We start from the raw sequence: 23592 nt of genomic DNA on the forward strand, positions 1-23592 counted from the left end.
GGCCCATACCTGGGGCGCGGTTGATGGGCCGCCGCCGTCAGAAGATGAAGTCGAAGTAGTGCACCTCGGTCCTGAGTCCGGCGCAGGCCATGATGTCCGCTGTCCAGGGCCGGGCCGGCAGTGTTCCCTGCGTCTCGAACACCAACTCCAGCCGATCCTCTCGCGCCAGTTCCGCCACTCTCGCCGCTTCCACTCCGCGCAGCGCCAGTTGTGTGGGCGAGAACGCCTGGGAGGGCTGCCGGTACTCGACCAGGATCCGGATGACCTCCTCCGACCCCACCCGCCTCAACGACACCTTCGCGTACTCCAGCCCGCTCAGGTCCGCGCTGTCGTTCGTCACGTCCAGCTGGAACAGCTTCAGCCGGAAGTCCGTCTCGAGCCGCCCCTCGGGCAGGTCCGCGCCAATCTGCCCCAGCGGGAACTCGAAGGTGTGCACGAGCGTCCTCGAGTCCGGCCCAGCACCGGGGAACTCGATGCTCCGCTGGGTCTTGCAGATCTCCTCCGTCTCGGCGTTCACCACGAAGAAGGTGTCGGCGATCTTCCGGCAGCCGGGAGCGAGCAGCGTGGTGGCGGTCAACAGGAGGACGCGGGGAAGGGCACGCATGGAGAAGCCTGTCAGTTGAAGTAGATGAGGAGGCCCAGCTTCGCCACCGGGCTGGAGAGACCGATGTTGAGCGGCCGGGCGGTGAGCTCCGGATCGTCCGTGGCTTCGAGGATGAAGTCCCTCGCGTTGCGCACCTCGATGAACCAGTAGCTGATGCCCACGCCCCCGAAGAACGTCACGTAGCGCGCGGGCGAGAACTCCAGCCCGACGCTGCCGCTCACCTGGTGGTAGCCCACATTGCGGATGCCCGTGGCCGGCGTGGTGGGCTGCCCGTGCAGCTGCGTCAGCAGCTTCTCGTAGTTCGCGTTGAAGTAATACCCATACTCCAGCTCCAGCAGGGGGGAGATGGTCAGATCGAGCGGAATGAGGCTCAGCCCACCGCGCACCCCGAGACCCAGGTTGTTCCGCGTGGCGCCCACGTGGGCCCGCGCCCAGCGCCGGGGATGGATGATGGCCGCGATTCCCAGGCCCTCGGGTGCGCCCGCCACCAGCCTCATGCCGAACCGGGTCTTCCACGGAGGCGTGGCATCGGAATCCGTGGGGGCGGGCGTGGCCACCGTCTCCTCCTGCTCCGAGGCCGGGATGTCCACGTCATCGGGATCCTGCTGCGCCCGGGCGCCGGGTGACACCGCCAGCATCAACAGACAGGTGAGCGCACGGGCCCACCGGGCATGCCCCCTGACGAGGCCCGGTGTGTCCAGGCCGCCCCTCGGATTGACTGTCGTGTGCATCGCTCCGTCCCCTCAGGACCATCCCGGCCCGGAGCGAATCATTCGCGAGCCGGGGCCCGGAGAGAAGCCGCGAACACAGGGTTCACTTCCTGGCAGGGCAGACAGGCGGACGGGCGGGGGGCCGTGGGTGGAAGACATCCGCCTGCCCCGGGGAGGGCTCGACCCATCGGCGGGGTCTGCTACGGTATGCCCTCCGGGTGCCGCTGGCCCGTGGAATTTCTCGATGCTCAAGAAGATCCTGATCGCCTCCGCGACGCTGGTGGGGCTGTTGCTCGCCATCGGTCTCGTGCTGCCCTCGACGTTCCGCGTCGAGCGCTCGATGACCATCCAGGCCCCGCCCGAGGCGGTCTACCCCTACGTGGCCAACCTCGAGCGCTGGCGCGAGTGGGGGCCGTGGCGCGCGGAGAAGTACCCGGGCAGCCAGTGGACGTTCGGCGGGCCCCAGGAGGGCGTGGGCGCCGTACACAGCTGGAGCGGCGGGAGCGTGGGCAATGGCACCCTGTCCCTCACCCAGGCGGATCCGAAGACGGGCGTGGCCTATGACATGTCCGTGGAGCACGGCCGCTACCTGGTGCACGGCCGTATCTCCTTCGCGCCCGAGGGCCAGGGCACCCGCGTGACGTGGGTGGACGAGGGCGGCGTGGGCGGCAATCCCCTCGCGCACTACCTCGTCCCCCTCATCCGCTCGAGGCTTGGCGGGTACCTCGAGGAGGGCCTGGCGGGACTCGCGAAGCGGGTGGAGTCGAGCCCGCTCCCGGCCAGTGCCCCGCCCGAGCCGGCGCCCGCTCCGGTTCCGGTGGAGCAGGCCGAGGCTCCGGTGCCGGCCGCTCCCGTGCCGTCCGCGCCTCCTCCAGTGGAGGTCGCGCATGCGCCCGACGCGGGCGAGGGGACCGCCCCCGTGGCCGTTCCTCCGGTGGAGGCCGCGCATGCGCCCGACGCGGGCGAGGGCACTGCCCCGGTGGCCGTGCCTCCAACGCCCGAGGGTGAGGCTGCTCCCGCCTCGCCGGGCACGGTGGTTCCCTCCAGCGAGCCGGTTCCCGCGGAGGCCTCGCCGACTGTTCCGGTTCCGACGCCCGCTCCCACTCCGGCTCCGGCCGAGGGGCAGACGGCGTCGCCGACCTGACACCGGTGGGCCACGCGCGGACGTCGCGGGCCCGCGCACCCGTTATGCTGCCCGGCCACCATGTCCGAGCGCTTGCGCACAGAGGTCTCCTCTGGCTCCCGGGTGGAAGTGCCCTCTTCCGAGGACATGCGCCGTCAGCTCGAGGGCCGGGCCGAGGTGGTGGAGGCCTCGCGCGAGCGCTACGCCGCGCTGGAGTCGCTCCTCTCGGGTGGAAGGTGGAAGCGGCGCCTGCGCGCGGAGCCCGGTGCGCTCGCGGCGGTGCTGCGCCACGAGGCCGCCTTCCACGAGGCCATGGACCGCATCCAGCGCCGCGCCCAGATGGACGGCTGGCCGGTGCACTCCCCGGTGCTCGTCATGCTCCGGGACGTCTGGACGCTCCGGAGCCGGCTGGAGGCGCTCGTCCGCAAACGGCTCGATGCGCTGGCGCCCGTGTCCGGTGCGACTTCCCTGTTGGAGGACCTCTCCCGGCTCGAGAGGCTCGTCTTCGAGGCCATTCCCCTGGAGCCCATCCCGGGCGAGGTGCGCCTGCTCGAGGGTGACACGGCCGATGCCGCGTTGGTGCTCCGGCTCTACGTGTCGATCATCGGGGCGCTCGTCCTGGGGCCGATCGCCCACGGTTGGGGCGGAGCGCTCGTGGCGTTCGTGCTGCTGGTGCTGCTCATCGCGAACATCGTCCATGGCGTGGTGCGCTCCGGCAGGTACTGGCTCACCAGCCAGCGGCTCGTGTGGAGGCCCTACTCGGGCGAGCCGGTGCAGATTCCGCTGCGCTCCCTCCTCGAGGATGGCCTCCAGACCTCCTTCCTCGGCGTGCGCGTCCTGGGAGAGCGGAAGCTCTTCATCCAGGACGTGGCGCAGGGCCATCTCCTCGCGGTCCTGATGGAGCTGCGCCGTCACCCGTCGCTGGACTTCGCGCGCACCGAGCGTCTGGCGGATGTGCTCTGCTACAAGGTGACCCTCGAGGGGGCGGTCCTCCCGGGCGGCGCGTCCGGGACGGGCTACGCGGTGCTCCGTCCGGGTTACGTCGCCTTCCTGCCGGAGAACCGGGGCACGCAGGTGCTGCGGGCCATCACGGGTTCGCGCTCCTCCCCGAACGTGAGGGCGGGCGAGATACCGCACATCATCGAGCAGCTCCGGTATCTGCCCTCGGAAGCCGGGTTCGATGCGTGCGTGGAGCGCGCCGTGGCCGCCGCGGGCGGCGTGCGCTGGAGCGCGTGGGAATCCCGCTACGACGCGAGCACCCCGGTGTGGAAGGAGATCCGCCTCCAGACCCAGGCGCCGGGTTCGAGCCCGGGCTCCCTGCGCGGCAAGGTGGACTGGAGCCAGCAGGCGGAGGCCATGCGGCTGCTGGCGGATTGGCCCAAGCGCTGAGTGTCGGCGCGCGGACGCGCCCACCTCCCTGGGGACCAGTTCCTTGGACCCTGGCACGTGTCCAGTCTCGCCGCACTCCGAGAAAGGGTGCGAGAGCCAACTCTCGAAATCCCCGAAGGCTCGGCGAAAGGGCCTATGATCGACGAAGTCGATCAGCGCTTGAAGAGCTGGGTGGGACGGGTGCTCGGGGATGCGCCCGTGTCCCTGTCCGTGCCGGAGCGTGACTCGGTGGACCGGCTCGTGGGGCTCTATCTGCTGGAGCTCGCGCCAGCGCCGCCGCCTCGCACGTCGCGCCGGCCGCCGCTGCGGGTGTCGCTCTGCTACCTCGTCACCGCGGGTGGGGAATCTCCGGAGCGGGCCCACCACCTGCTGGGCGAGCTCGTCTTCGCGGCCATGGAGGAGCCGGGCTTCGAGGTGGACCTGTCGCCCGTGCCGGTGCCGTTGTGGGCGGCGCTGGGGGTGGCTCCGAGGCCCGCCTTCCGCCTGCGCGTGCCGCTGGAGCGCGAGCGTCCGCTGCCGGCCATTCCGCGCGTGCGGGTGCCGCTCATCACCCGGACCGTGCCGGGGACGGTGCTGTTGGGCCGCGTGGTGGGGCCCGGAGACATCCCCATTCCGGATGCCCAGGTGGAGCTGCCGTCCATGGGCCTGAACGCGCGCACCGACGCGAAGGGCCTTTTCCGCATCGCCTCGGTGCCCGCCGACACGCCGCTCGGACGGCTGGAGGTGCGTGCGAAGGGAGCAGTGCTCGCGGTGCGTGCCGAGGAGCTCCCCACCGAGGAGGGAGCGCTGTTGGTGCGCCTGCCGTTGAAGGAGGGATGACGTGGCGACGAGCTATCTGACACCCGGTGTCTACATCGAGGAGGTGTCCACCGGACCCAAGCCGCTGGAGGCCGCGGGGACGAGCACGGCGGGCTTCGTGGGCAAGGCCCCCAATCCCGGCGCGCGCCTGCACGAGCCGGTGGCCATCAACAACTGGTCCCAGTTCGTGAAGGAGTTCTGCCAGGGCAAGGAGGTGAAGAGCACGCCGCTGTCGCTGGCCGTGTACGGCTTCTTCGAGAACGGCGGGCGGCGCTGCTTCGTCGTCAACATCGGCGACAGTCCCAGCCTGCTGGGCAGCGGGCCGAAGCGCGAGGGCCTGGACGTGCTGCGCGAGGTGGACGAGGTGGCCATCGTCGCGGCGCCCGGCTACACGGACCCGGGCTCGTACAACGCACTGCTCACCCACGCCGAGCAGATGATGGACCGGGTGGCCGTGCTGGATGCGCCCGAGGACGCCACCGTGGAGCGGCTGTGCGAGGTGGGCACGGTCTCGGCGCCCGTGGCGGGCAGGGAAGGGGAGGCAGGCGCGGGGCCTCGGCGTTCCAAGGGCGAGCGGGCCCGGGACTCGAAGTACGGCGCGTTCTATTTCCCGTGGGTCTCCATGTACGACCCGTTCGATCGGAAGCGGCTGGTGAACGCGCCGCCGTCCGGACACATCTCGGGCATCTACGCGCGGGTGGATGGGACGCGCGGGGTGCACAAGCCGCCGGCCAACGAGGTGGTGAACGCGGCCGAGGGCCTGGCGACGCCGTTGACGCGCGAGGAGCTGGGCGTGCTCAACCAGTGCGGCGTCAACTGCATCCGCTTCTTCCCCCGGGATGGCATCAAGGTGTGGGGCGCGCGGACGCTCTCGAGCGACCCCGAGTGGCGCTACCTCAACGTGCGGCGGCTCTTCTGCATGGTGGAGGAGACCATTGGCCAGGGGACGCGCTGGGTGGTGTTCGAGCCCAATGACTTGTCGCTCCGGCGCGCTGTCATCCGGGACGTGAGCGCCTTCCTGCGGCGGCTGTGGCGGGACGGGGCGCTGGTGGGCCGGACGGAGCAGGAGGCGTTCTTCGTGAAGTGCGACGACGAGACGAACCCCCCCGAGGTGGTGGACGCGGGGCAGTTGATCTGCGTCATCGGAATCGCGCCGGTGAAGCCGGCGGAGTTCATCATCTTCCGCATCGGCCAGCACTCGGGCGGTGTGGAGCAGACGGAGGAGGCGGCCCGTGGCTGATCCGAAGCAGGCGGAGACTCCACCCCCGCAGCAGCCAGGTGCCCAGCCGGGAACGCTGGTGGACCCGCTGCGCGCGTACAACTTCAAGCTGGACATCAACGGGGTGAACGAGGGGCACTTCACCGAGTGCCATGGGCTGGAGGTACAGGTGAACGCGCTGCGCTACCGCGAGGGCGGCGCGGGCGCGGTGGTACGCAGGCTGGCCGGGCCAGTGGCGTATGGGGACGTCACGCTGCGCTATGGGCTGACGACGTCGCGCGAGCTGTGGAACTGGTTCATGGAGTCGGTGAACGGCACGCCGAGCCGCAAGAACGTCTCTATCTTGATGACGGGACCGGACGGACTGACGGAGGTGTTCCGCTGGAACCTGGTGGATGCCTGGCCCTCGGGGTGGAAGGGCGCGGCGCTGGATGCGCTGGGGCAGATGGTGGCCATCGAGTCGGTCACGCTCGTCTTCGAGTCCATCAACCGTGGCGGCTGAAGGGGCGGACAAGAGCCGGGGCAGGGCCCTGGTGCGCACGGTGGCGCGGTGGGTGAAGGGCTGGGCGGAGTCCGTCCTGAACGAGCCCGCCGTGGAGTTGCCCGTGGAAGACTCCCTCTCCCCCTGGGAGAGGGGTGGGGTGAGGGATGTCCTGCCGCCGGACGCGGGCCCACCGGAGCACTGGAGGCAACTGGTGCGGTCCACGCGGCGAGGCCCGCCCGCGGACTGGGTGGAGCGCGTACGCCGTGGGGCGCCGCATCTGCTCGAGGGACTGGAATTGGAGGAGGCGGCCGTGCCTCCTCCAGCGCCCCGGGCTCCGGTGGAGCCTCCGAGGCGGGAGCCCATGTCTGTCATGGGCCCGGTGCCCGCTCCTCAGTCGCGGCCCCGTGTCCCATTGTCGAGTCCTCCACCCCCCGGCCGCGAGACGCCCGGGCGCGTCCCGCTGATGCGGCCTTCTGTTCCCCAGACTCCGGTGAGCGTGGCTCCTGCCATGGTGCACTCCGTCGTGCACTCCGCTCCCGCGCCCGTGCGGAGCTCCGGACCGCGTACGGGTGCGTCCGTGCCTCGTCCACCGCCGGAACGAGAGGCTACCGCTCCGGTGTCTGGCATTGCGCGTCTGGATGTCCGGGCGATGCCGCGTGACGGTGGTCCCATTCCCACGGCTCTCCGCGTGGGCCCACAGCGAGAAGCGGGCTCCACCCGGACCCGAGGGCTCTCCTTCCGCCCGCTCCCCGAGACCTCCTCGTCTCCGGAGAGCCAGAGGTTCATGCCCTTGCCCGAGACACGTCCGGTCCAGCGGGAGAACCCGGGATCCTCGATACCCTCACCCCGTCCCTCTCCCGAAGGGCGAGGGGAGAGTGGCACGGTCATGGCTCCAGAGTTCGCGGTGGGTGCGGCCTCATTGCCTCCGCCGCGGTCTTCTTCGTTCCCGATGCCGGAGCCCTCTGTCCGGGAGACTTCACGTCCACGGGACACTCCCAGGTCCGCGTCATCCCTCATTCCCAGCATGGCGTTTTCTTCCGACTCTCTGCCCTCATGGCCGGAGCCTCCGGAACTTCCTTCCCCTGAACCCGGCGATCCGCTGGTGGTGCTCCGTCATTGGGAGCGGCTGCGCCGGCTGGAGCGCGAGCAGCGAGGTGAGTGATGGAGCGCGTGGCCTTCCTCATCGAGCCCGACGGACTCCGGCTGGGCGCGCTGCTCAACCCGGAGACGCTCGTGGTGCGCCGGACGGCGGGTGTTCGGCCCCGGCGCGCGCTCGGTGTGCCGCTCACCGGCTCGGGGCTCATGGACGACCCGCTCCTCTTCACCGGCGGCGGCACCACCGAGCTCAACCTGGAGCTCCTCTTCGACGTGACGCTGGCGGGCTCCTCGGTGACGTCCGAGGACGTGAGGGACCTGACGCGGCCCCTGTGGCAGCTCGCGGAGAACGCGCATGCCGAGGACGGTTACGGCCGGCCCTCGTTGCTGCGTGTCGTCTGGGGCAAGGTGCTGAACATGCCGTGTGTGGTGGCCGCGGTGGCCGAGCGCCTGGAGCACTTCACTCCCACCGGTGCACCCCGCCGTTCCTGGCTCTCGCTGCGCCTGCTGCGGGTGGAAGAGGAAGTGGCCCGGCAGGTGGAGGCTCCGCGCGTCCCCCCGGGTGGCGTCGGCGCCGAGAACGAGCAACTGGCCGGGCAGGTGGCCGCGAGCCTCCCGCCCGAGGCCTTCGACACCCAATCCGTCCTCAGCGGAGGACCGGATCCAGGCTCGGGCCAGCGCCTGGATGAGATCGCCTGGGAGCGCTACAGGGATCCGTCGCTGTGGAGGCTCATCGCCTCGCTCAACGGCATCAACGACCCGATGCACCTGAACACGGGCACGGTGCTGCGCCTGCCACCGGCCTCGGCCATCCGGGGGACGACATGAGGTCCGTCCGGGGACTGCCCGAGCTCCGCGTGGAGGTGGACGGGACGCCCCTGGCGCCCGAGGAGCTGCGTGCCCTGGAGTCGGTGCGCGTCCAACAGCACCTGTCCCTGCCCGCGCTGTGCGAGCTCACCTTCACGGACCCGCGAGGCGCCCTGGCCACGCGGGGCCTGCCTCCGGGGACCGCGTTGCGCGTCTCGGTGGCGGCCCGGCGCGAGCCGCTCTTCGTTGGCGAGGTGACGGCGGTGGAGTACGTGCACGGTGGCTCGGGCACGAGGCAGGTGCGCGTCCGGGGCTATGATCTGCTCCACCGCCTGCGCAAGCGGCAGCCGGTGCGGGTGCACGCGCAGGTGACGCCGAGGGACCTGACGCGCGAGCTGGTGTCGGACCTCGGGCTGTCCGTCGAGGCCTCCGAATCCGGGCCGCTCTCGCACCACCTCATCCAGCACGGACAGTCGGACCTCGAGTTCCTCGTGGAGCAGACGGAGCGCTGCGGCCTGTGGCTGGTGCTGGAGGAGGGCGTGCTGCGGGTGCTGTCCCTGGACGGACACGGAGACCCCATTCCCCTGGTGATGGGTGAGTCGCTGTTGGAGGCGTGCGTGGAGGTGAATGGGGACCCGGCGTGCCGTTCGGTGTCCTCGGCGGGGTGGAACGCCCTGCAGGGCCAGGTCTACACGGCGAGCCCCTCGGGAGGCCGCGTGGGCCGGCGGGTGGAGGCCTCCGTTCCCCCGGAGCGCGTGGGCGGCAGTGGCGAGCGGGCGCTCGTCAACGAGAACGCGGAGGACACCGCGCACGCGGAGGCACTGGCCCTGGCGGAACTGGACCACCGGCTGGCGCGCGAGGTGGTGCTCACCGGGGTGGCGGAGGGAGACCCCCGGTTGCGCCCCGGCACGCGCGTGGACGTGCGCGGCGTGGTGCCGGTGGTGGCGGGCCAGTACGTCCTCACCTCCGTCACGCACACGCTGGATGCGCAACACGGCTTCCTCTCCGAGTTGTCCTCCGCGCCACCGCCCCGGCGGACCCGGCCGCGCGCCTCCTCGGTGGTGCCGGGCGTGGTGAGCCGGGTGGACGACCCCGACAACAAGGGCCGGGTGCGCGTCTCGCTGCCCACCTGCGGTGACGTGGAGACGGATTGGATGCAGGTGCTCTGCGCGGGCGCTGGCGCGGGCAAGGGCCTGGTGATGCTGCCGGACGTGGGCGACACCGTCTTGCTCGTCCTCTCGGGGGAAGACCCGGCACGCGGCGTGGTGGTGGGCGGCCTCTACGGGGCGAACGGACCCCCGGACACCGGTGTCTCCGGCGCGGCCGTGCGCCGCTTCAACCTGCTCACCCCGGGTGGGCTCAAGCTGCGCCTCAACGACGAGACGCAGACGCTCCGGGTCGAGGACCAGCTCGGCAGCTACCTGCAGCTGTCTCCCCATGTCGTCCGCCTGCATGCCGAGACGGCGCTCGAGATCGAGGCCCCCGGCAAATCCGTCACGATCGAAGCCGCCACCATCGATTTCCGGAGGAGGGACTGAATGCGTTGGGTGACCGTGGACGCACTGATGCAGTGCGCGCACCTGGGCAGGATCGGCCTCACCGCGTCACAGTCGTGGGTGACCATCGAGGGCCGCCCGGTGCTCGTGCAGGCGGACCCCGAGGGCCGGCCCATCACGGGCTGTCCCAACATCGGGCCCACCATCAAGCCGTGCACCACTACGCTCGCGGTGCGGGCGGGCTACTCCTCGTGGATCCGCGTGGACGGCAAACCCGTGGTCCTCGACATCGTCACCGGCCTCACGGATGGCACACCGCCGGGCGTGGTGAAGTACCACTGCACCGCTCCCGGCCAGCCCTTCGTGTCGGAGGACCGATGAACGTTCCCCGCTACCGTGCGTGGCGCTTCCTCCACCCGGACCTGGACCTCGTGGGTGTCGGGCCCGGAGGCCTGCACCTGTCTCCCTCGGGTGGCATCGCCATGGTGCAGGAGGAGTCCTCGGTGCGTCAGGCCATCCTCCTGCTGCTGTCCACCGTGCCCGGTGAGCGTGTCATGCGACCGGACTACGGCTGCGAGCTGCACCGGCTCGTCTTCGCTCCCAACGACGACACCACCGCCGGCCTCGCCATCCACTATGTGCGCCGCGCCCTGGTGCGCTGGGAGCCGCGCATCGACCTGCTCGACGTGGACGCCAACCGGAGCGCCGAGGAGCCCTTCCGGCTCGACATCTCGCTCGAGTACCGCGTGCGCACCACGCAGCGGACGGAGCGGCTGCGCTTCGGCCTCGACCTCGCGGGAGGGCCCGCCTGATGCCGTTGCCTTCGCCCAACCTGGATGACCGCAGCTTCCAGCAACTCCTCGAGGAGGCTCGCAACCGCATCGCGCGGACGAGCCCCGAGTGGACCGACCTGAGCCCGCATGACCCGGGCATGGTGCTGCTGGAGGTTTTCGCCCACCTGACGGAGACGATGCTCTACCGGCTCAACCGGCTGCCGGAGAAGGCCTACGTCGAATTCCTCCGCCTGCTCGGCGTGCGCCTGCAACCCCCGAGCTCCGCCACGGTGCGGTTGCGCTTCAGCCTCGCGCGTCCCGCCACCAGCGTGGTGGAGATTCCGCGGGGCACGGGCGTCACCACCTCGCGGGCCGAGGCCGGCGCCGAGCCCGTCATCTTCCTCACCGCCGAGCCCGTGCGCATTCCCGTGGGAGGCACGGAAGTGGACGTGCTCGCCCACCATGGCGAGCAGGTGGAGGCGGAGCTGGCGGGCGTGGGCACGGGAATGCCGGGCCTGTCGGTGACGGCGCGCCGCCCGCCCATCGTGGCACCCACGGGAGATGGCCGGGACTTGATGGTGGGCGTGGAGGCCCTGCCGGGCGAGCTGGATGGGCGTGTGCCGGCGCGCAAGCTGGGGGACAAGACGTATCGCATCTGGCGCGAGGTGGAGAGCTTCGCCAACCTGCCGCCGGACGAGCCCGCATATGTGGTGGACCGGATGACGGGCACTCTCACCTTCGCGCCCGCGGCCCGGATGACGGGAGAGGATGGTGCGCTGTCCACTGAACCCCGAGCCCTGGCGGCCGTGCCGAAGGCGGGGCGGACCATCATGCTGTGGTACCTGCGCGGCGGAGGGCTCACCGGCAACGTGGCCGCCGGAGCCCTGGACACCCTCAAGACGGCGCTGCCCGGGGTGAAGGTGACCAACCCCTCGCCGGCCGTGGGAGGCCGTGCGGCGGAGACGCTGGAGAACGCGCTCGTCCGGGGACCGCAGGAGCTGCACTCGCTGGGGCGCGCCATCACCGCCCAGGACTACGAGCGGCTCGCACTGCGCAGCTCGGGAGCGGTGGCCCGTGCCAAGGCCTTCACCCAGGCCCAGCTCTGGGCGCATGCCCTGCCGGGCGCGGTGGAAGTGCTGCTGGTGCCCTACCTGCCGCCCAATGTGCAGGGAGCCTCGGGCGAGGGCGTCACCCAGGAGTCCCTGCGCCAGCACGAGACGGAGGAGGCCCGCGCCCGCATCGAGACGGCGCTGAACGAGCGGAGGCCCCTGGGCACCACGTGCCAGGTGGGCTGGGCGCGTTACAAAACGGTGCGCGTACGGGCCCGTGTGGTGGTGCACCGGGCGGAGGACGCGGCCGCGCTGAAGCGCCGCTCGCTGGAGCGGCTGCACCAGGCCCTCAACCCACTGCCCACGAAGCTGCAACCGGGAGGCTGGCGCTTCGGCCAGTCGCTGCGCGTCTCGCACGTCTACGACACCCTGCTCGCCGAGCCCGGGGTCAGCTACGTGGACCAGGTGCGCCTGCTGGTGGACGAGGTGCCGAAGGACGTGCGCACGCTCTGCGAGGACGCCTTCCAGCCGCGCACCTACTACGCGGGGGGAGGGGATGCGCTCTTCCGGACCGTGTCCGACGCGGATGGCTGGGAGCGCGTGGGCCGCTTCCCCGGAGAGCAGGTGGAGGTGGTGGAGGCCCACCCGCATCGCGCCGGACTGGTGGCCGTGGCCGCGCGGCTGGCGGATGAGCCCCAGCGCTCCCGGCTCCACCTCTCGCTGGACAGCGGCGAGACGTGGGAGCGCACCACGCACACGCTGGACCATGTGGAGGACCTGGCGTGGATGGTGCGCGACGGCGTGCCCGTGCTGCTGATGGCCACGCGCGTGGGCCTCTTCGAGCTGGCGGTGGAGGAGGGCGCCACCCCGTTGCAGGTGTTGGTGGACCCCTCGGACCACGACCTGGGCTTCCTCTCCGTGGCCGCCTCCACGGATGCGCGAGGTGGGGTGAGCGTCGCGGTGTCGGGGATGAGCCTGCGCGGCGTGTACCTCTCCAGCAGCGGTGGGCGCGGCAACAGCTTCCGGCACATCGGCCTGCGCAGCCAGGACGTGCGCGTGCTGGAGGTGCAGCGGGATGGTCCGCGCTCCTTCCTCTGGGCGGGGCTGGCCGCGGCCAGTGGCGCGGATCCGGGCAAGGGGTGCTTGAGCTGGGAGCTGCTCGGCTCGGCGGACCCGCCGGACGGGTGGCGCCCCCTGGACAAGAACTGGGATGGAGGAAGCTGCCTCGCGCTCGCCTTCGATGGGGCCCGGGCCTATGCGGCCACGCACCGGGCGGGCGTGTTGTGGATGGACGCGAGCCGGCGCGAGGCCTCGTGGAACCGCCCCGGGGTGGACAGCGGACTGCCCCTGCGCGAGCGCGAGCGCCTCTTCCAACCCGTGTTCGCCCTGGCGGCGGCGCCCGGAGGCGGGCTGCTGCTCGCGGGAGGCCCGGCTGGAGTCCATCGCCAGCGCGAGCCCGGTGGGCAGTACGGCAACTGCTCGACGCAGGAGTTCACGGAGAAGGTGACGCTGCCTCCCTCCTGGCTCCTGGTGTCGGGCCCGCATGAGCTCGAGGTGGTGACGGTCGATGAAGCGGAATGAAATCACCCGGCTGCTGCCTGGCGTCTTCCAGCGGACCCTGCACGAGAACGGTCCGCTGGTGGCGTTGATGGACGTGATGGAGGCGCTGCACGCGCCCTCCGAGGCGATGCTGGCCGAGCTGCCCTCGCTCTTCCACCCGCTGCGAGCGCCGGAGCGCTTCGTGCCCTTCCTGGCGCACTGGGTGGACCTGGGCGTGCCCGTCACCACGGGCCTGGGGCGGATGCGCGAGCTGGTGGCCGCGGCGGTGGAGCTGTCTCGCTGGCGGGGCACGGCGCGGGGGCTGCTGCTCTTCCTGCGAACGGCCACGGGCCGCGAGGACTTCGTCATCGAGGAGCAGGTGCCGGGCCCCAACGGACGTCCCCGGCCCTTCCACCTGCGCGTGCGTGCTCCGGCGGAGCTGGCCGCGCACCGGCCCATGGTGGAGGCCATCATCGAGCGGGAGAAGCCCGCCTACGTCACCTACGAGCTGCACTTCGGGCAGCCCACACCAGGAGCGAGTTGATGCCGCGCGCCTTCGACGTCACCGCCACCACGAGCAACGTGCAGCTGGACGCCGCGGGCCACGGCGAGGTGTCCTTCACCATCTCCAACAAGCTGGGCGCGGGAGTGACCGTCCGGGCCACGGTGGTTCCGGATGGCAACACCCGGGCCGAGTGGATGCAATTCCCGGACGGGATGGAGCGGACCCTGTCGCCGGATGGGACGGCGGTCATCCCGGTGAGGCTCTCCGCTCCCGCGGGCACGCCGCCGGGCTCGTACGGCTTCACCCTGGATGTGGCGAGCATCTCCAACCCGGACGAGCACTATGACCGGGGACCCGCGGTGGCCTTCATCGTGCGGGAAGCGGCGGTGCCCGTGAAGAAGCCCTTTCCCTGGTGGCTGGTGGCGCTCGCCGCCGGGGTGCTGCTCATCGTGGGCGCGGTGGTGGCCATCCTCTCCTCGCGGGGCGGGGACGAGGGGCCCGGGCTCGGGGTGGCCTGCGCGAAGAAGGATCCGCGGTGCGGGAAGGACCTCACGTGCGGCACGGGCAACGTCTGTGTGGGCACGGCGGGCTTCAAGGGATGCGCGAGCGGAGGGCAGTGTGCCTCGGGCCGTTGCGAGGGGGACACCTGTGAGGAGCGCGTGGCCCTGACGGGGACGTGCGACAGCGCGGATGACTGCGCGGAGCCCCTGGCGTGTCACGAGGCGGCGTGCCGGGGGCTCGCGGGTTTCACGGGCTGCGACAAGCCCGAGCAGTGCGTGACGGGACGCTGTGAAGCGAGCGCATGCAAGGAGCAGGTGACCCTGGGAGACACCTGTGACAGCAACGACGACTGCCGCTCGCCGCTGACGTGCCACCAGGGCTTCTGCCTCATTCCCCTGGGGGAGAAGTGCACCCACCCCTCGCAGTGTGTCTCCGGTTCCTGCGATGGGACGTGCAATCGGGGCGTCGTGCTGTGCCCCAGGTGCCCGATCGGGACGATCTGCATCAATGGTGAGTGCGTGAGGTCGGTCATCATCCGGGACCACCGCACCCTCGATGAGCTGAAGCTCGAGCCGCGGCGCACGGTTCCCACTCCCTGAGGAACGCGCGCATGACCCAGCCCAAGCCCTCCACCATCCTGCTCATCCTGGCGGTGTTCGCCTGTGTCGCGCTGTACGTGCTGGGGGCGGGTCTGGGCGCGCAGGACCGTTCCGCCAGGGGAGCCAACCCGGCGTCGAAGCAGGAGCGGGAGCGGTGGCGCGAGCGTTTCGTCAAGCCGAAGCCGGTGGCGGAAGAGGACCTGAAGACCACGGGTTGCGTGCTGTCCGAGGGCACCGTGCGGGTGGCGCGGGGGCTGGCGTGCCGGGTGGACATCGCGAAGTCGGGAGCGCGGGTGCGCACGGTGAACGTGGAGCCGCTGTCGGGGAGCCAGGTGGACGTGCGGCTCGAGCCGAAGGGCGGGCCCGCGGTCCCGGCCACACTTGACGGCCTGGACGAGCGCCGGGGGCTGGATGTGCCGGAGGAGGGGGCCACGCTGTCGCTGACGTGCACCCGGGGCGTGGGGAACACCGCCGAATGCCCGGTGAAGCTGCGCTGAGGCTCAGGCCGCGGTGCGCTTGAGTTTGAGCACCCGGAGGATGGAGACGAGCGCGCCGATGAAGAGCACCAGGGCCCATACGAGGCCGAGGATGGCGACGATGATGGCGCCCACGGCATCGGTGATGCTCACGAGGATGATGGGCACCCAGCCGTGCAGGATGCTGAGGAGGGCACCGGCCACCAGCGAGGTGAGGAAGAGCAGCACGAGGCCCTTGTTCTGGAGGAAGCGCGGCTGGGCGAGCACGAGGCACACACCGGCGGCCACCTTGAAGGCCATGAGCAGGCCGAGTGTGGCGGAGGCGCCGCCGCGGTTGAAGAAGCCCCAGATGGCCAGGTAGGCGATGGTTCCGAAGGGCACCGCGGTGAAGAGGGAGACCATGAGCAGCAGCAGACCGATGGCGCCCACGAGCATGGCGATACCGGCCAGCAGGGCGACGATGGCGCCCACGAGCGACACCACCCCCTGCACCTGCCCGTGGACGCGCTCGGGGATGAGCAGGCTGGCGCCCATGAGCCCGAGGGTGAGGAGCAGGAGCCCGTCGACGAGCGCGAGGTAGGGAATGCCGAGGCCTGGAGTCGGGGGATTCTCGCGTTGCATGGCGAGCACTTCGTCGACACTGACGTCGTCCTGGGCGCCCTCGCTGCGCAGGTTGGCCTCGATGTCGGCGCGGCTGGCGACGGGGCGGGGCAGCAGGATGGAGGCACCCACCTCGACGAGCACACAGAGGCCGAGCAACACCAGTGCCGCGATGAACAGTGGCTTGCGCAGCTCCATGTGTGGACTCCCCCCGGCTCTCCCCTGCCGCCACGAGCCGCGCGGGAGGATAAGCACGGGGGGATGGTCCGGCTGGGAGGGGCGCCGCGTCTGTCCAGGTGCTGACTGGCACCAGGGCATGAAAGCGCTCCATGCCTCGCTCGCTGGCTTGCCATGGGCGGGTCCCTGCACTAGTGCTCCCCTCATGGCCGACGTGCTTCCCGAGGCGTTCCTCCGTGCTGTTGCCGATGGTTTCCCCGCGGACTTCCTGACCCGCGAGCCCAGCGAGCTCCAGGAGTACGGGCGCGACTGGACGCGCGTTCATTCTCCCGCTCCCAGCGCGGTGGCCTTTCCGCGCACCACGGACGAGGTGGCGCGGTTGCTGGCCCTGTGCAACCAGTACCGCGTGCCAGTGGTGCCCTCGGGTGGGCGCACGGGCCTGGCGGCTGGAGCGGTGGCCGCGCGGGGCGAACTGGTGCTGTCCCTCCAGCGGATGAACCGGATGGAGCCGGTGGAGCTGCTCGGCAACACGGTGCGCGTGCAGGCCGGAGCCGTCACCGAGGCCGTGCACCACCACTGCGCCGAGCACGGCCTCACGTGGCCGGTGGATTTCGCCTCCAAGGGCTCGAGCCAGGTGGGCGGCAACATCGCCACCAACGCGGGTGGGGTGAAGGTCATCCGCTACGGCCTCACGCGCCAGTGGGTGCTGGGCCTGCAGGTGGTGACGGCGCAGGGGCAGGTGCTGGAGCTCAACGGCGCGCTGGAGAAGAACAACACCGGCGCGGACCTGCGCCAGCTCTTCATCGGCAGCGAGGGCACGCTGGGCATCATCACCGAGGCCACGCTCAAGCTGACGCCGCTGCCGGGCAAGCAGGACGTGTTCCTCTTCGCCGTGCCGGACGTGGCCGCCGTGCTGCGGCTGTTCCGCGAGGCCCGCCGCGCCCCGTTGCTGCTGAGCGCCTACGAGTTCTTCACCGACAAGTGCCTGGCGCGGGTGCAGCGCCACCGCAAGTTGCGTTCGCCCTTCGAGGCCCCGAGCGGGTGCTACGTGTTGATGGAGGCCGAGGGCAAGGACGCCGCCGAGGTGGAGGGCTGGCTGGGCTCGCTCTTCGAGCGGGGGCTGGTGACGGATGGCACCATGGCGCAGAGTCCCTCGCAGGCCAGCGAGCTGTGGGCCCTGCGCGAGAGCATCAGCGAGAGCCTGTCGGCCACGGGACTGCCGCACAAGAACGACGTATCGCTGCCGGTGGCGAACCTGGAGGCCTTCTGCTCCGAGATGGACGCGGTCTTCGGCGAGCGCTACCCGGGCTGGGAGATCGCCCTGTTCGGCCACATCGGGGACGGCAACCTCCACATCAACATCATGAAGCCCGAGGCCATGGAGAAGGCCGAGTTCCTCGCGCACACGAAGAAGGCCGACCCCACGATGTTCGAGCTGGTGCGCAAGCACGGCGGCAGCATCTCGGCCGAGCACGGCATCGGTTTGCTGAAGAAGGACTACCTGGCCTTCTCGCGCTCGCCCGCCGAGCTCGAGATGCTGCGCACGCTCAAGCGCGCCCTGGACCCGAACAACATCCTCAACCCGGGGAAGATCCTCGACGTGTAGAGGGCCCTTCCTCTTCCTGGCGACAAGACCCTTCACGTTACGTCTAACGTAGGTTGCTTCCGGGTGACTTCGGAAGTAATCTCATCGTGAGACGACGTGCCTGCTGCCCGAATACCGGGTGGGCAGGCCGCCATGCATGTCCACGGCCCCGCATTGCCGAGAATCGCGGCTCCCGGGGACTGGCATCGCGGACGCGGAGGGAAGATGCTGAGTCCTGGAACGACGGATTGGACTGGATCGACGGACTGGAGAGGACGCGCTGAGATGGCGGAGGAGAAGCAACCCCATCATCGTGAGGCGACCTACGAGGATCTCATCGCCCTTCCTGCCCACGTGGTGGGGGAGATTCTCGAAGGAGAACTCGTCGCATCACCCCGGCCCGCGAGCCCTCACTCGGCGGCCAGCTTCGCGCTGGGTGGCTCGCTCTTCGAGCCTTTTCAACGTGGCCGGGGCGGTCCGGGGGGCTGGTGGTTCTTCACTGAGCCGGAGCTGCACTTCGGCAAGAACGTGCTGGTGCCGGACCTGGCGGGCTGGCGGCGCTCGCGCATGCCCGTGCGCTCCGATGCTCCCAACTTCACCCTCGCTCCGGACTGGGTCTGCGAAGTACTCTCCCCGTCGACGGCCCGCCTCGACCGGACCGTGAAGAAGCGCATCTACGCCCGGCAGGGGGTGGAGTACGTCTGGCTCGTGGATCCGGTGCTCCGCATCCTGGAAGTCCTCCAGCGCCACGAGGGACGGTGGTTGGAGAAGGGCTCCTGGAGCGGCAACGCCCGTGTCCGCGCCGAGCCCTTCGAGGCCCTCGAGCTGGAGCTCGAGGCTCTCTGGTTCTCCGAGTCGCCCGAGCCCGGTGAATCCCTTTCAGGGAAGTGACCGAATATCCCCTCTCCCCTCGGGAGAGGGTCAGGGTGAGGGTATCTGCACCTGTTCTTCAACCCATGGAACCCCGTGTGGACAGGGGTTCAACCCGGGATTCTTCGACCTTACCCATAATTCTGAGGCTCGACGGAGAAGTCTCGGGCCCTCAGTGCGCAGAGGACAGATCTCAGCAGTAGTGGGGAGAACCAGCCATCACCGCCATGGCCACCAGGCTCAAGAGTGCTGGTGGCCATGGCGTTCTCCGAACTCAGCTCCACTGCGGATGGTGTGCCGCAGCCCACCTAGCGTCGAGAGACCGAGTTGGTTGGGCTCTCAATGCTGGAGCCCAGCGCAGCACGCTACTGTGTCGCTGCCTGCAGCGCCTTCGCAGCCTTGAGTCCCACCGCAGCAATGTCCTGGTCGATTGCCGCGAAGGTCTTCGACAGGTCCGGGAGCTGGATGGCAGGCACCTGCGTCGCCGCCTTGAAGGTCTCCTGCAAATCCAGCTTCACCGCTTGGTCGATTGCCGCGAAGGTCTTCGACAGGTCCGGGAGCTGGATGGCAGGCACCTGCGTCGCCGCCTTGAAGGTCTCCTGCAAATCCAGCTTCACCGCTTGGTCGATTGCCGCGAAGGTCTTCGACAGGTCCGGGAGCTGGATGGCAGGCACCTGCRTCGCCGCCTTGAAGGTCTCCTGCAAATCCAGCTTCACCGCTTGGTCGATTGCCGCGAAGGTCTTCGACAGGTCCGGGARCTGGATGGCAGGCACCTGCATCGCCGCCTTGAAGGTCTCCTGCAAATCCAGCTTCACCGCTTGGTCGATTGCCGCGAAGGTCTTCGACAGGTCCGGGAACTGGATGGCAGGCACCTGCATCGCCGCCTGGAGGCCTTCGTGCAACGCCCGGTTCATTCCCGAGATGGCCTCAGAGACCTGGAGGGCTGGGCCGTGCGTCAGCGCCTTCAACGACTCATGCAAGCCCCTGGTCATCACGCCCAATCGCTCAAGATCGATCTGCGGCTTGGCGAGGGGTTGCTCACCGATGGAGTGCTTTCGGAGGACGTGCATCCTCGCGTCCGTGTACGACTCACCGGTGCGCTCCATCCGCTCTCGGATCAGGCGCTTCAGCTTCCTCTGGTTCGCATTGTTGCTCATGTCGTACCTACCCTTTCGAGCATGACAAGGCTGTCCGTGCACTGCGCTTGCCGCCCGTTAGGAGGCACAACAAGACCATCTTGTGACTGAGTCACTTTGCCCCTTTTGAATGGCTCCGCACGGAGAGCCAAGCGGGTTAGGCGCAGATGGGCGCCAGCGGCCAGAAGTGTGTCCTGGGCTAACGTTCAGGTCAAGTATTTGAAGGAGACGTCCAGTCCCAGAGGACGACCCTTCACTTCCACACCCGCGTGCCTGCCGCAGCATGAGCCTCCCTGGAACTGGCCCAGCCACTCTGGCGGAGGCTTTTTCGCGTCGTGCGGACTGCGGCGAGAGGCTGCGAACCGCCCGATAACGGTGGAGCTATGGCAAGTCGTGCGGGGCCATCTGCGCGCGCGAATGGCTCAGAACGAACGGGACCCAAAGCCTCTGCCCACTCCAACACCCGCGTGCTATCGCCAACACGACACCCGCACTGGCAATGGAGAGGGGCGTGCCGTTGACGACCCGCACTCCGCGTCCCCATCTTCGCGGACTTGTAGTTCCACCCAACCGCGTGAGTTGGGAGCGAGGAGGAAGCAGCAACAGGAGACACCAAAGAAAAAGGGCCGGACCTGGAAGTCCGACCCTCATTCCGGGAGGAGAGCTGCTGGAAACAGCCCGACTCCCATTCACAGCTGGAACGGGCACTGGAATGCCACGCTCCTGTCCTTGCTAGGGGACACAGGAAACGTAGGCACCACCGACGCACGTGTCCAGCGTCGGGAGAGGTGTGCCTCGAGAGAAGTCCATTCCCGAGCGCTTCGACGCCTACGTGGAGAAGGTGGGCGGGCGGCTGTACAAGCCGTGCCGCCGCTTTCTACGCGAAGCCCTCTTCGGCCTGGTGGAGAAGAGGAGCGTCCTCCTCTCCCAAATCGGCCGGGCCCTGAAGGAGCCGAGCCGCCTCATCCACACGGAGAAGCGCCTCTCGCGCAACCTCGCCAACGAGCGCTACGACGACGCGGCGGTGGAGCAGGACTACCTGCAGCTCGTCGCCCCCATCCTCCGGGACGAGCGCTACCCGCGGCCCACCATCGCCGTGGACATCACCGACATCACCAAGCCACGCGCGAGGAAGATGCCGTACCTGGCCCGAGTCCTTGATGGCTCCACGAAGGAGGTAGGGAATGGGTACGACATCATCTCCCTCGAGGCCGTGGGCGTGCGCGGACGACGTCTGCCGCTGCTGTCCCGGCTCTTCTCAACGGAGTCGCCCGAGTACAAGAGCCAGAATGCCACGGTGTTCGACGCCATCGCGACGGTGCGCCGGCACGTGCCGGACGACGCCTTCTGGGCCTTCGACAGCGGCTTCGACGGCGGCATCTTCTTCAGGAAGATGGAGGAGATGGGCGTGGACTTCGCCGTGCGTCTGCGCCTCGAGGGCAACAGCCGTACCCTCTTCACTTCCGAGGGGAAGACGAATGTGAAGGGGCTGGTGGAGAGCACGCCGCGCCTGTACGTCCATCGGCCTCGTGGCACCAAGAAGAAGCAAAACTGGCTCCTCCAGGTGGGGTGGGCGAGCAACGTGCACTTGCAGCAGGAGCACCCTTCCTCCAACAAACAAACGGGCAAGCCAGGTGCCAAGTCCTACTCCCTCGTCACCGTCAGCGGTGGTGCGTTGGGGCAGGAGCCGCTCGCCATCCTCACCACGTTGGAGGTGAAGACGGCCGACGACGCACGGCGCGTGGCGAACATCTACCTGGACAGGTGGGGCGTGGAGGAGGCCAACCGCTTCACGAAGCAGGGTTTCGACCTGGAGGACGTGCGCGCCCTGACGTGGACGGGGCTCAAGCGCATGGTGCAGCTCGTCCACCTCGCCTACGGCTTCCTCGCGCTGTTGGTGCACGGGCCGAGAGCGCAGGTGGAACGCATCGCCGCGCACTTCAAGGCGTTCGGCCCCGTGCCTGTATACATGTACTACCGGCTGCTCGAGGGCATTGGAGAACTTCTCCGGGCCACCATGGACAGCGGCCCATAGGCCTCACCGGCGTGGCTGGAAGAGCTGCGTCACGTCCACCTCGAAGCCCTCGCACAGGCGCGCCAGCGTGGTGAAGGTGGCGTTGACGTCCTCGCCCTCCACTCGCTGGAGGAGGCGCGTCGGCATGCCGCAACGGTGCGCGGCTTCCTCCTGCGTCCAGCCCTTCGCCTCGCGTAGGCGCCGCACGCCCGCGGCCAGCCGCGACTGCAGGTCGCGGTAAGCCGGGCTCTCGTACTGCTCCGCCCGCTCGGGCCGGCGTGTGCGGGGCCGCGCCATCTTGCGCCCGACCGTAGGAGCGCCTACAACGGCGGACCACGACGCTAGAGACGTGGCGCTAGTGTCGTGCGGGCGGATAGCACTCCGGGAGAACTCACATGGCGCTGGTTCGGTGCAAGCAGTGTGGTGGTGACGTGGCGTCCAACGCGGCGGCCTGCCCGAAGTGCGGAGCACCGCCGCCTCGCGGCATTCGTCTAGGCAGACTGTTCGGCATCGCGGGCATCGTCACCTTCTGCTTCGTCGCTTGGGTGATGGCACAGTCCCCAGACGGAGACGGTGCTGCCCCCGCAGCCGCCAGGCGCATGCCGGACGCGAAGCAGGTGGAGATCCGCGCGCTGCTCGCGGAGTACACGGACAACGAGGTTCGGGCGGACGCGGCCTTCAAGGGCAAGCTCATCCAGACGACGGGCGTCGTCGATGACGTGAAGCGAGACGTCCTCAACACCGTCTATGTGGTGGTCGGCACCGGCAAGCAGTACGAGGTCCGCAGGGTGCAGTGCTTCGTCGACGAGGACAACGCCAACACGGTGGCCTCCCTCACCAAGGGGCGCCGAGTCACCATCCGCGGGCGCGTGAAGGGGCTGATGATGAACGTGCTCGTGGAGGACTGCGAGCTCGTCGAGTTGTAGCCGACGTTCTCGAGCGAAGCACGAACGAAGAGGGCCGCCCCGGCGTGAACTCCGGAGCGGCCCGCTTCTAACTATTCGCAGACAACCAGGAGCGGAAGAGCGCTAACTGTTCATTGAACAGTTTGACGGCTTCCTGTTGCAGTCGTTCGAGATGCTTATCGAGCTGCTCAAACTCCTGTCGCAGTCGTTCGCAGTCCTCGTGGGACAACGGCGTCAGCACCAATATGGACTCTGCGATTGTGCGAGTCTGCACTGCTGTTCCGGTACCAATGCGCACACGGATACTCATGGTGGGCCTTTCTGGCGCCACCCGCATTGACGGGACGAGTCGCTTGTATTATTGATGTGGCGCTATGCGCGGCTCCTCCGCTCAACCGGGGGGCTGTGTTGGTCCGGATGGCTGTCCGAGACCCAGGGGCCAGGGAAACCTGGCCCCTTTTTTATGTCTAGCACAACTGGCCGCCAATCTAACTGGCCCCGCAAGTGACATGTTCTTCTTGTACCTAGCTTGCCAACTGTAGGGCCGGCCTTGAGTGCAAGTATTTAGAGCCGGCCTTACGCGTAAGGGTTTGGAAAAACCTAGTCGCCTATGATGTTTAGGGCACTACGGCCACCGCCAGACGGCGTTCACCGGAGCGGTTCGTGGGAACTGGGCGGTGCCGGATTGGGGCCATGCTGCCGGGACATACACCCGTGAGACCCGCCCAGGGTGATGCACACCAGGTGCTCCTTGCCGCGTGACAACACAGCGCGCGTGTCGCGGCCGATGACGGCCTCTCGGCCCAGGTCATCTGACAGACCGGGACCCCTCCACAGCTTCGGACGGGGAGACGGGCCGGCCCGTCCTTGCTCCCCATCGTCAGCTCTACCTCACTTCGACGACGGGGGCGGCGCCACGCACGTCGTCGTCACCGAGAAGTGGTCACCCTTCTCCTCGACGCGGACGCTGTACTTCGCGCCGCACTTCGTGCAAGCCGTGCTGTCGCTGCGCAGATGCCCGGTGGTCTCCCCAAGCTCGATGGGAATCGAGAGCGTCTTGCAGTAGCGGCAGAAGTGCTTGAACGTGTGGTAGCTGCTCATCGGTGTAACCTCCTCCCGCACGAAGGCGGGAGCAGAG

The 23592-nt window shown here is 69.2% G+C and carries 23 protein-coding genes; 17 read left to right on the plus strand and 6 right to left on the minus strand.

Going from position 1 to position 23592, the window contains the following annotated elements:
• Positions 1-37 precede the first annotated feature (37 nt).
• Together BO221_RS01745 and BO221_RS54730 are read right to left on the minus strand one after the other, a co-directional pair.
• Positions 38-604: a hypothetical protein gene (locus BO221_RS01745; protein WP_073558583.1), complete on the minus strand. Its 567-nt coding sequence runs from the start codon at positions 602-604 to the stop codon at positions 38-40.
• An 11-nt stretch (positions 605-615) separates the two neighbouring features.
• Positions 616-1335, minus strand: a complete 720-nt coding sequence (locus BO221_RS54730) for a hypothetical protein (RefSeq protein ID WP_158079772.1) — start codon at positions 1333-1335, stop codon at positions 616-618.
• Positions 1336-1558: 223 nt separating this feature from the next.
• On the opposite strand from BO221_RS54730, the gene BO221_RS54735 reads away from it, so the two are divergent.
• The 13 genes from BO221_RS54735 (at position 1559) to BO221_RS01815 (ending at position 15188) form a co-directional block, all read left to right on the plus strand.
• The gene (locus BO221_RS54735) at positions 1559-2458 is read left to right on the plus strand and encodes an SRPBCC family protein (protein ID WP_073558585.1); all 900 of its coding nucleotides are present in this window, start codon (positions 1559-1561) and stop codon (positions 2456-2458) included.
• A gap of 60 nt (positions 2459-2518) precedes the next feature.
• Complete coding sequence (locus BO221_RS01760; RefSeq protein WP_143195211.1) at positions 2519-3826, plus strand: hypothetical protein; 1308 nt, start codon at positions 2519-2521, stop codon at positions 3824-3826.
• 135 nt (positions 3827-3961) lie between these two features.
• Positions 3962-4645 (plus strand): carboxypeptidase-like regulatory domain-containing protein, encoded by a 684-nt coding sequence (locus tag BO221_RS01765; RefSeq protein ID WP_143195212.1) that lies wholly within the window; start codon positions 3962-3964, stop codon positions 4643-4645.
• 1 nt (position 4646) lies between these two features.
• Positions 4647-5864, plus strand: coding sequence for a phage tail sheath C-terminal domain-containing protein (locus BO221_RS01770; protein WP_073558588.1), 1218 nt, complete (start codon positions 4647-4649; stop codon positions 5862-5864).
• Complete coding sequence (locus BO221_RS01775; protein ID WP_073558589.1) at positions 5857-6345, plus strand: phage tail protein; 489 nt, start codon at positions 5857-5859, stop codon at positions 6343-6345. The genes BO221_RS01770 and BO221_RS01775 overlap by 8 nt, the downstream gene beginning before the upstream one ends.
• Before the next feature lie 1143 nt (positions 6346-7488).
• Complete coding sequence (locus BO221_RS01780; RefSeq protein WP_073558590.1) at positions 7489-8250, plus strand: hypothetical protein; 762 nt, start codon at positions 7489-7491, stop codon at positions 8248-8250.
• Positions 8247-9767, plus strand: coding sequence for a phage baseplate assembly protein V (locus BO221_RS01785; protein ID WP_073558591.1), 1521 nt, complete (start codon positions 8247-8249; stop codon positions 9765-9767). Before BO221_RS01780 ends, BO221_RS01785 begins: the two co-directional genes overlap by 4 nt.
• Positions 9768-10106, plus strand: coding sequence for a hypothetical protein (locus BO221_RS01790; protein ID WP_043406799.1), 339 nt, complete (start codon positions 9768-9770; stop codon positions 10104-10106).
• Entirely contained in the window at positions 10103-10537 is a 435-nt protein-coding gene (locus BO221_RS01795; protein ID WP_073558592.1) for a GPW/gp25 family protein, read from the plus strand. The genes BO221_RS01790 and BO221_RS01795 overlap by 4 nt, the downstream gene beginning before the upstream one ends.
• The gene (locus BO221_RS01800) at positions 10537-13128 is read left to right on the plus strand and encodes a putative baseplate assembly protein (protein WP_073558593.1); all 2592 of its coding nucleotides are present in this window, start codon (positions 10537-10539) and stop codon (positions 13126-13128) included. The genes BO221_RS01795 and BO221_RS01800 overlap by 1 nt, the downstream gene beginning before the upstream one ends.
• Positions 13115-13630 (plus strand): phage tail protein, encoded by a 516-nt coding sequence (locus BO221_RS01805; protein WP_073558594.1) that lies wholly within the window; start codon positions 13115-13117, stop codon positions 13628-13630. Before BO221_RS01800 ends, BO221_RS01805 begins: the two co-directional genes overlap by 14 nt.
• Positions 13630-14691, plus strand: a complete 1062-nt coding sequence (locus BO221_RS01810; protein WP_073558595.1) for a hypothetical protein — start codon at positions 13630-13632, stop codon at positions 14689-14691. The genes BO221_RS01805 and BO221_RS01810 overlap by 1 nt, the downstream gene beginning before the upstream one ends.
• Before the next feature lie 11 nt (positions 14692-14702).
• Entirely contained in the window at positions 14703-15188 is a 486-nt protein-coding gene (locus BO221_RS01815; RefSeq protein WP_073558596.1) for a hypothetical protein, read from the plus strand.
• A gap of 3 nt (positions 15189-15191) precedes the next feature.
• Here the strand turns inward: BO221_RS01815 and BO221_RS01820 are convergent, their stop codons facing one another.
• Positions 15192-15965, minus strand: coding sequence for a hypothetical protein (locus BO221_RS01820; protein WP_073558597.1), 774 nt, complete (start codon positions 15963-15965; stop codon positions 15192-15194).
• A 184-nt stretch (positions 15966-16149) separates the two neighbouring features.
• On the opposite strand from BO221_RS01820, the gene BO221_RS01825 reads away from it, so the two are divergent.
• The gene (locus tag BO221_RS01825; protein ID WP_073558598.1) at positions 16150-17550 is read left to right on the plus strand and encodes an FAD-binding oxidoreductase; all 1401 of its coding nucleotides are present in this window, start codon (positions 16150-16152) and stop codon (positions 17548-17550) included.
• Positions 17551-17814: 264 nt separating this feature from the next.
• Positions 17815-18420, plus strand: a complete 606-nt coding sequence (locus BO221_RS01830; protein ID WP_073558599.1) for a Uma2 family endonuclease — start codon at positions 17815-17817, stop codon at positions 18418-18420.
• A gap of 344 nt (positions 18421-18764) precedes the next feature.
• Here the strand turns inward: BO221_RS01830 and BO221_RS01835 are convergent, their stop codons facing one another.
• Positions 18765-19556 (minus strand): hypothetical protein, encoded by a 792-nt coding sequence (locus BO221_RS01835; RefSeq protein WP_073558600.1) that lies wholly within the window; start codon positions 19554-19556, stop codon positions 18765-18767.
• Between the two features lie 769 nt (positions 19557-20325).
• On the opposite strand from BO221_RS01835, the gene BO221_RS01840 reads away from it, so the two are divergent.
• Positions 20326-21570: a transposase gene (locus BO221_RS01840; protein ID WP_073558601.1), complete on the plus strand. Its 1245-nt coding sequence runs from the start codon at positions 20326-20328 to the stop codon at positions 21568-21570.
• Positions 21571-21573: 3 nt separating this feature from the next.
• Here the strand turns inward: BO221_RS01840 and BO221_RS01845 are convergent, their stop codons facing one another.
• Positions 21574-21846 carry a helix-turn-helix domain-containing protein gene (locus BO221_RS01845; RefSeq protein WP_073558602.1) on the minus strand — a complete coding sequence of 91 codons (273 nt, stop codon included), beginning with the start codon at positions 21844-21846 and terminating at the stop codon, positions 21574-21576.
• 98 nt (positions 21847-21944) lie between these two features.
• On the opposite strand from BO221_RS01845, the gene BO221_RS52205 reads away from it, so the two are divergent.
• Positions 21945-22475 carry a hypothetical protein gene (locus tag BO221_RS52205; protein ID WP_083680647.1) on the plus strand — a complete coding sequence of 177 codons (531 nt, stop codon included), beginning with the start codon at positions 21945-21947 and terminating at the stop codon, positions 22473-22475.
• Between the two features lie 870 nt (positions 22476-23345).
• On the opposite strand, the gene BO221_RS01855 is transcribed toward BO221_RS52205, so the two are convergent.
• Positions 23346-23555: a hypothetical protein gene (locus BO221_RS01855; protein WP_073558604.1), complete on the minus strand. Its 210-nt coding sequence runs from the start codon at positions 23553-23555 to the stop codon at positions 23346-23348.
• Between the last annotated feature and the right edge of the window lie 37 nt (positions 23556-23592).

It is taken from the genome of Archangium sp. Cb G35, assembly GCF_001896145.1.
In the GTDB taxonomy this organism is placed as follows: domain Bacteria; phylum Myxococcota; class Myxococcia; order Myxococcales; family Myxococcaceae; genus Archangium; species Archangium violaceum.

What these genes read in the sequence shown, in the direction of transcription:
- BO221_RS01825 (WP_073558598.1), top strand. Translation starts at nt 16,150, where the DNA reads ATGGCCGACGTGCTTCCCGAGGCGTTCCTCCGTGCTGTTGCCGATGGT.
- BO221_RS01820 (WP_073558597.1), bottom strand. Translation starts at nt 15,965, where the DNA reads ATGGAGCTGCGCAAGCCACTGTTCATCGCGGCACTGGTGTTGCTCGGC.
- BO221_RS01795 (WP_073558592.1), top strand. Translation starts at nt 10,103, where the DNA reads ATGAACGTTCCCCGCTACCGTGCGTGGCGCTTCCTCCACCCGGACCTG.
- BO221_RS54730 (WP_158079772.1), bottom strand. Translation starts at nt 1,335, where the DNA reads ATGCACACGACAGTCAATCCGAGGGGCGGCCTGGACACACCGGGCCTC.
- BO221_RS54735 (WP_073558585.1), top strand. Translation starts at nt 1,559, where the DNA reads ATGCTCAAGAAGATCCTGATCGCCTCCGCGACGCTGGTGGGGCTGTTG.
- BO221_RS52205 (WP_083680647.1), top strand. Translation starts at nt 21,945, where the DNA reads ATGGCGCTGGTTCGGTGCAAGCAGTGTGGTGGTGACGTGGCGTCCAAC.
- BO221_RS01815 (WP_073558596.1), top strand. Translation starts at nt 14,703, where the DNA reads ATGACCCAGCCCAAGCCCTCCACCATCCTGCTCATCCTGGCGGTGTTC.
- BO221_RS01805 (WP_073558594.1), top strand. Translation starts at nt 13,115, where the DNA reads ATGAAGCGGAATGAAATCACCCGGCTGCTGCCTGGCGTCTTCCAGCGG.
- BO221_RS01830 (WP_073558599.1), top strand. Translation starts at nt 17,815, where the DNA reads ATGGCGGAGGAGAAGCAACCCCATCATCGTGAGGCGACCTACGAGGAT.
- BO221_RS01765 (WP_143195212.1), top strand. Translation starts at nt 3,962, where the DNA reads ATGATCGACGAAGTCGATCAGCGCTTGAAGAGCTGGGTGGGACGGGTG.
- BO221_RS01810 (WP_073558595.1), top strand. Translation starts at nt 13,630, where the DNA reads ATGCCGCGCGCCTTCGACGTCACCGCCACCACGAGCAACGTGCAGCTG.
- BO221_RS01855 (WP_073558604.1), bottom strand. Translation starts at nt 23,555, where the DNA reads ATGAGCAGCTACCACACGTTCAAGCACTTCTGCCGCTACTGCAAGACG.
- BO221_RS01745 (WP_073558583.1), bottom strand. Translation starts at nt 604, where the DNA reads ATGCGTGCCCTTCCCCGCGTCCTCCTGTTGACCGCCACCACGCTGCTC.
- BO221_RS01760 (WP_143195211.1), top strand. Translation starts at nt 2,519, where the DNA reads ATGTCCGAGCGCTTGCGCACAGAGGTCTCCTCTGGCTCCCGGGTGGAA.
- BO221_RS01780 (WP_073558590.1), top strand. Translation starts at nt 7,489, where the DNA reads ATGGAGCGCGTGGCCTTCCTCATCGAGCCCGACGGACTCCGGCTGGGC.
- BO221_RS01785 (WP_073558591.1), top strand. Translation starts at nt 8,247, where the DNA reads ATGAGGTCCGTCCGGGGACTGCCCGAGCTCCGCGTGGAGGTGGACGGG.
- BO221_RS01845 (WP_073558602.1), bottom strand. Translation starts at nt 21,846, where the DNA reads ATGGCGCGGCCCCGCACACGCCGGCCCGAGCGGGCGGAGCAGTACGAG.
- BO221_RS01800 (WP_073558593.1), top strand. Translation starts at nt 10,537, where the DNA reads ATGCCGTTGCCTTCGCCCAACCTGGATGACCGCAGCTTCCAGCAACTC.
- BO221_RS01790 (WP_043406799.1), top strand. Translation starts at nt 9,768, where the DNA reads ATGCGTTGGGTGACCGTGGACGCACTGATGCAGTGCGCGCACCTGGGC.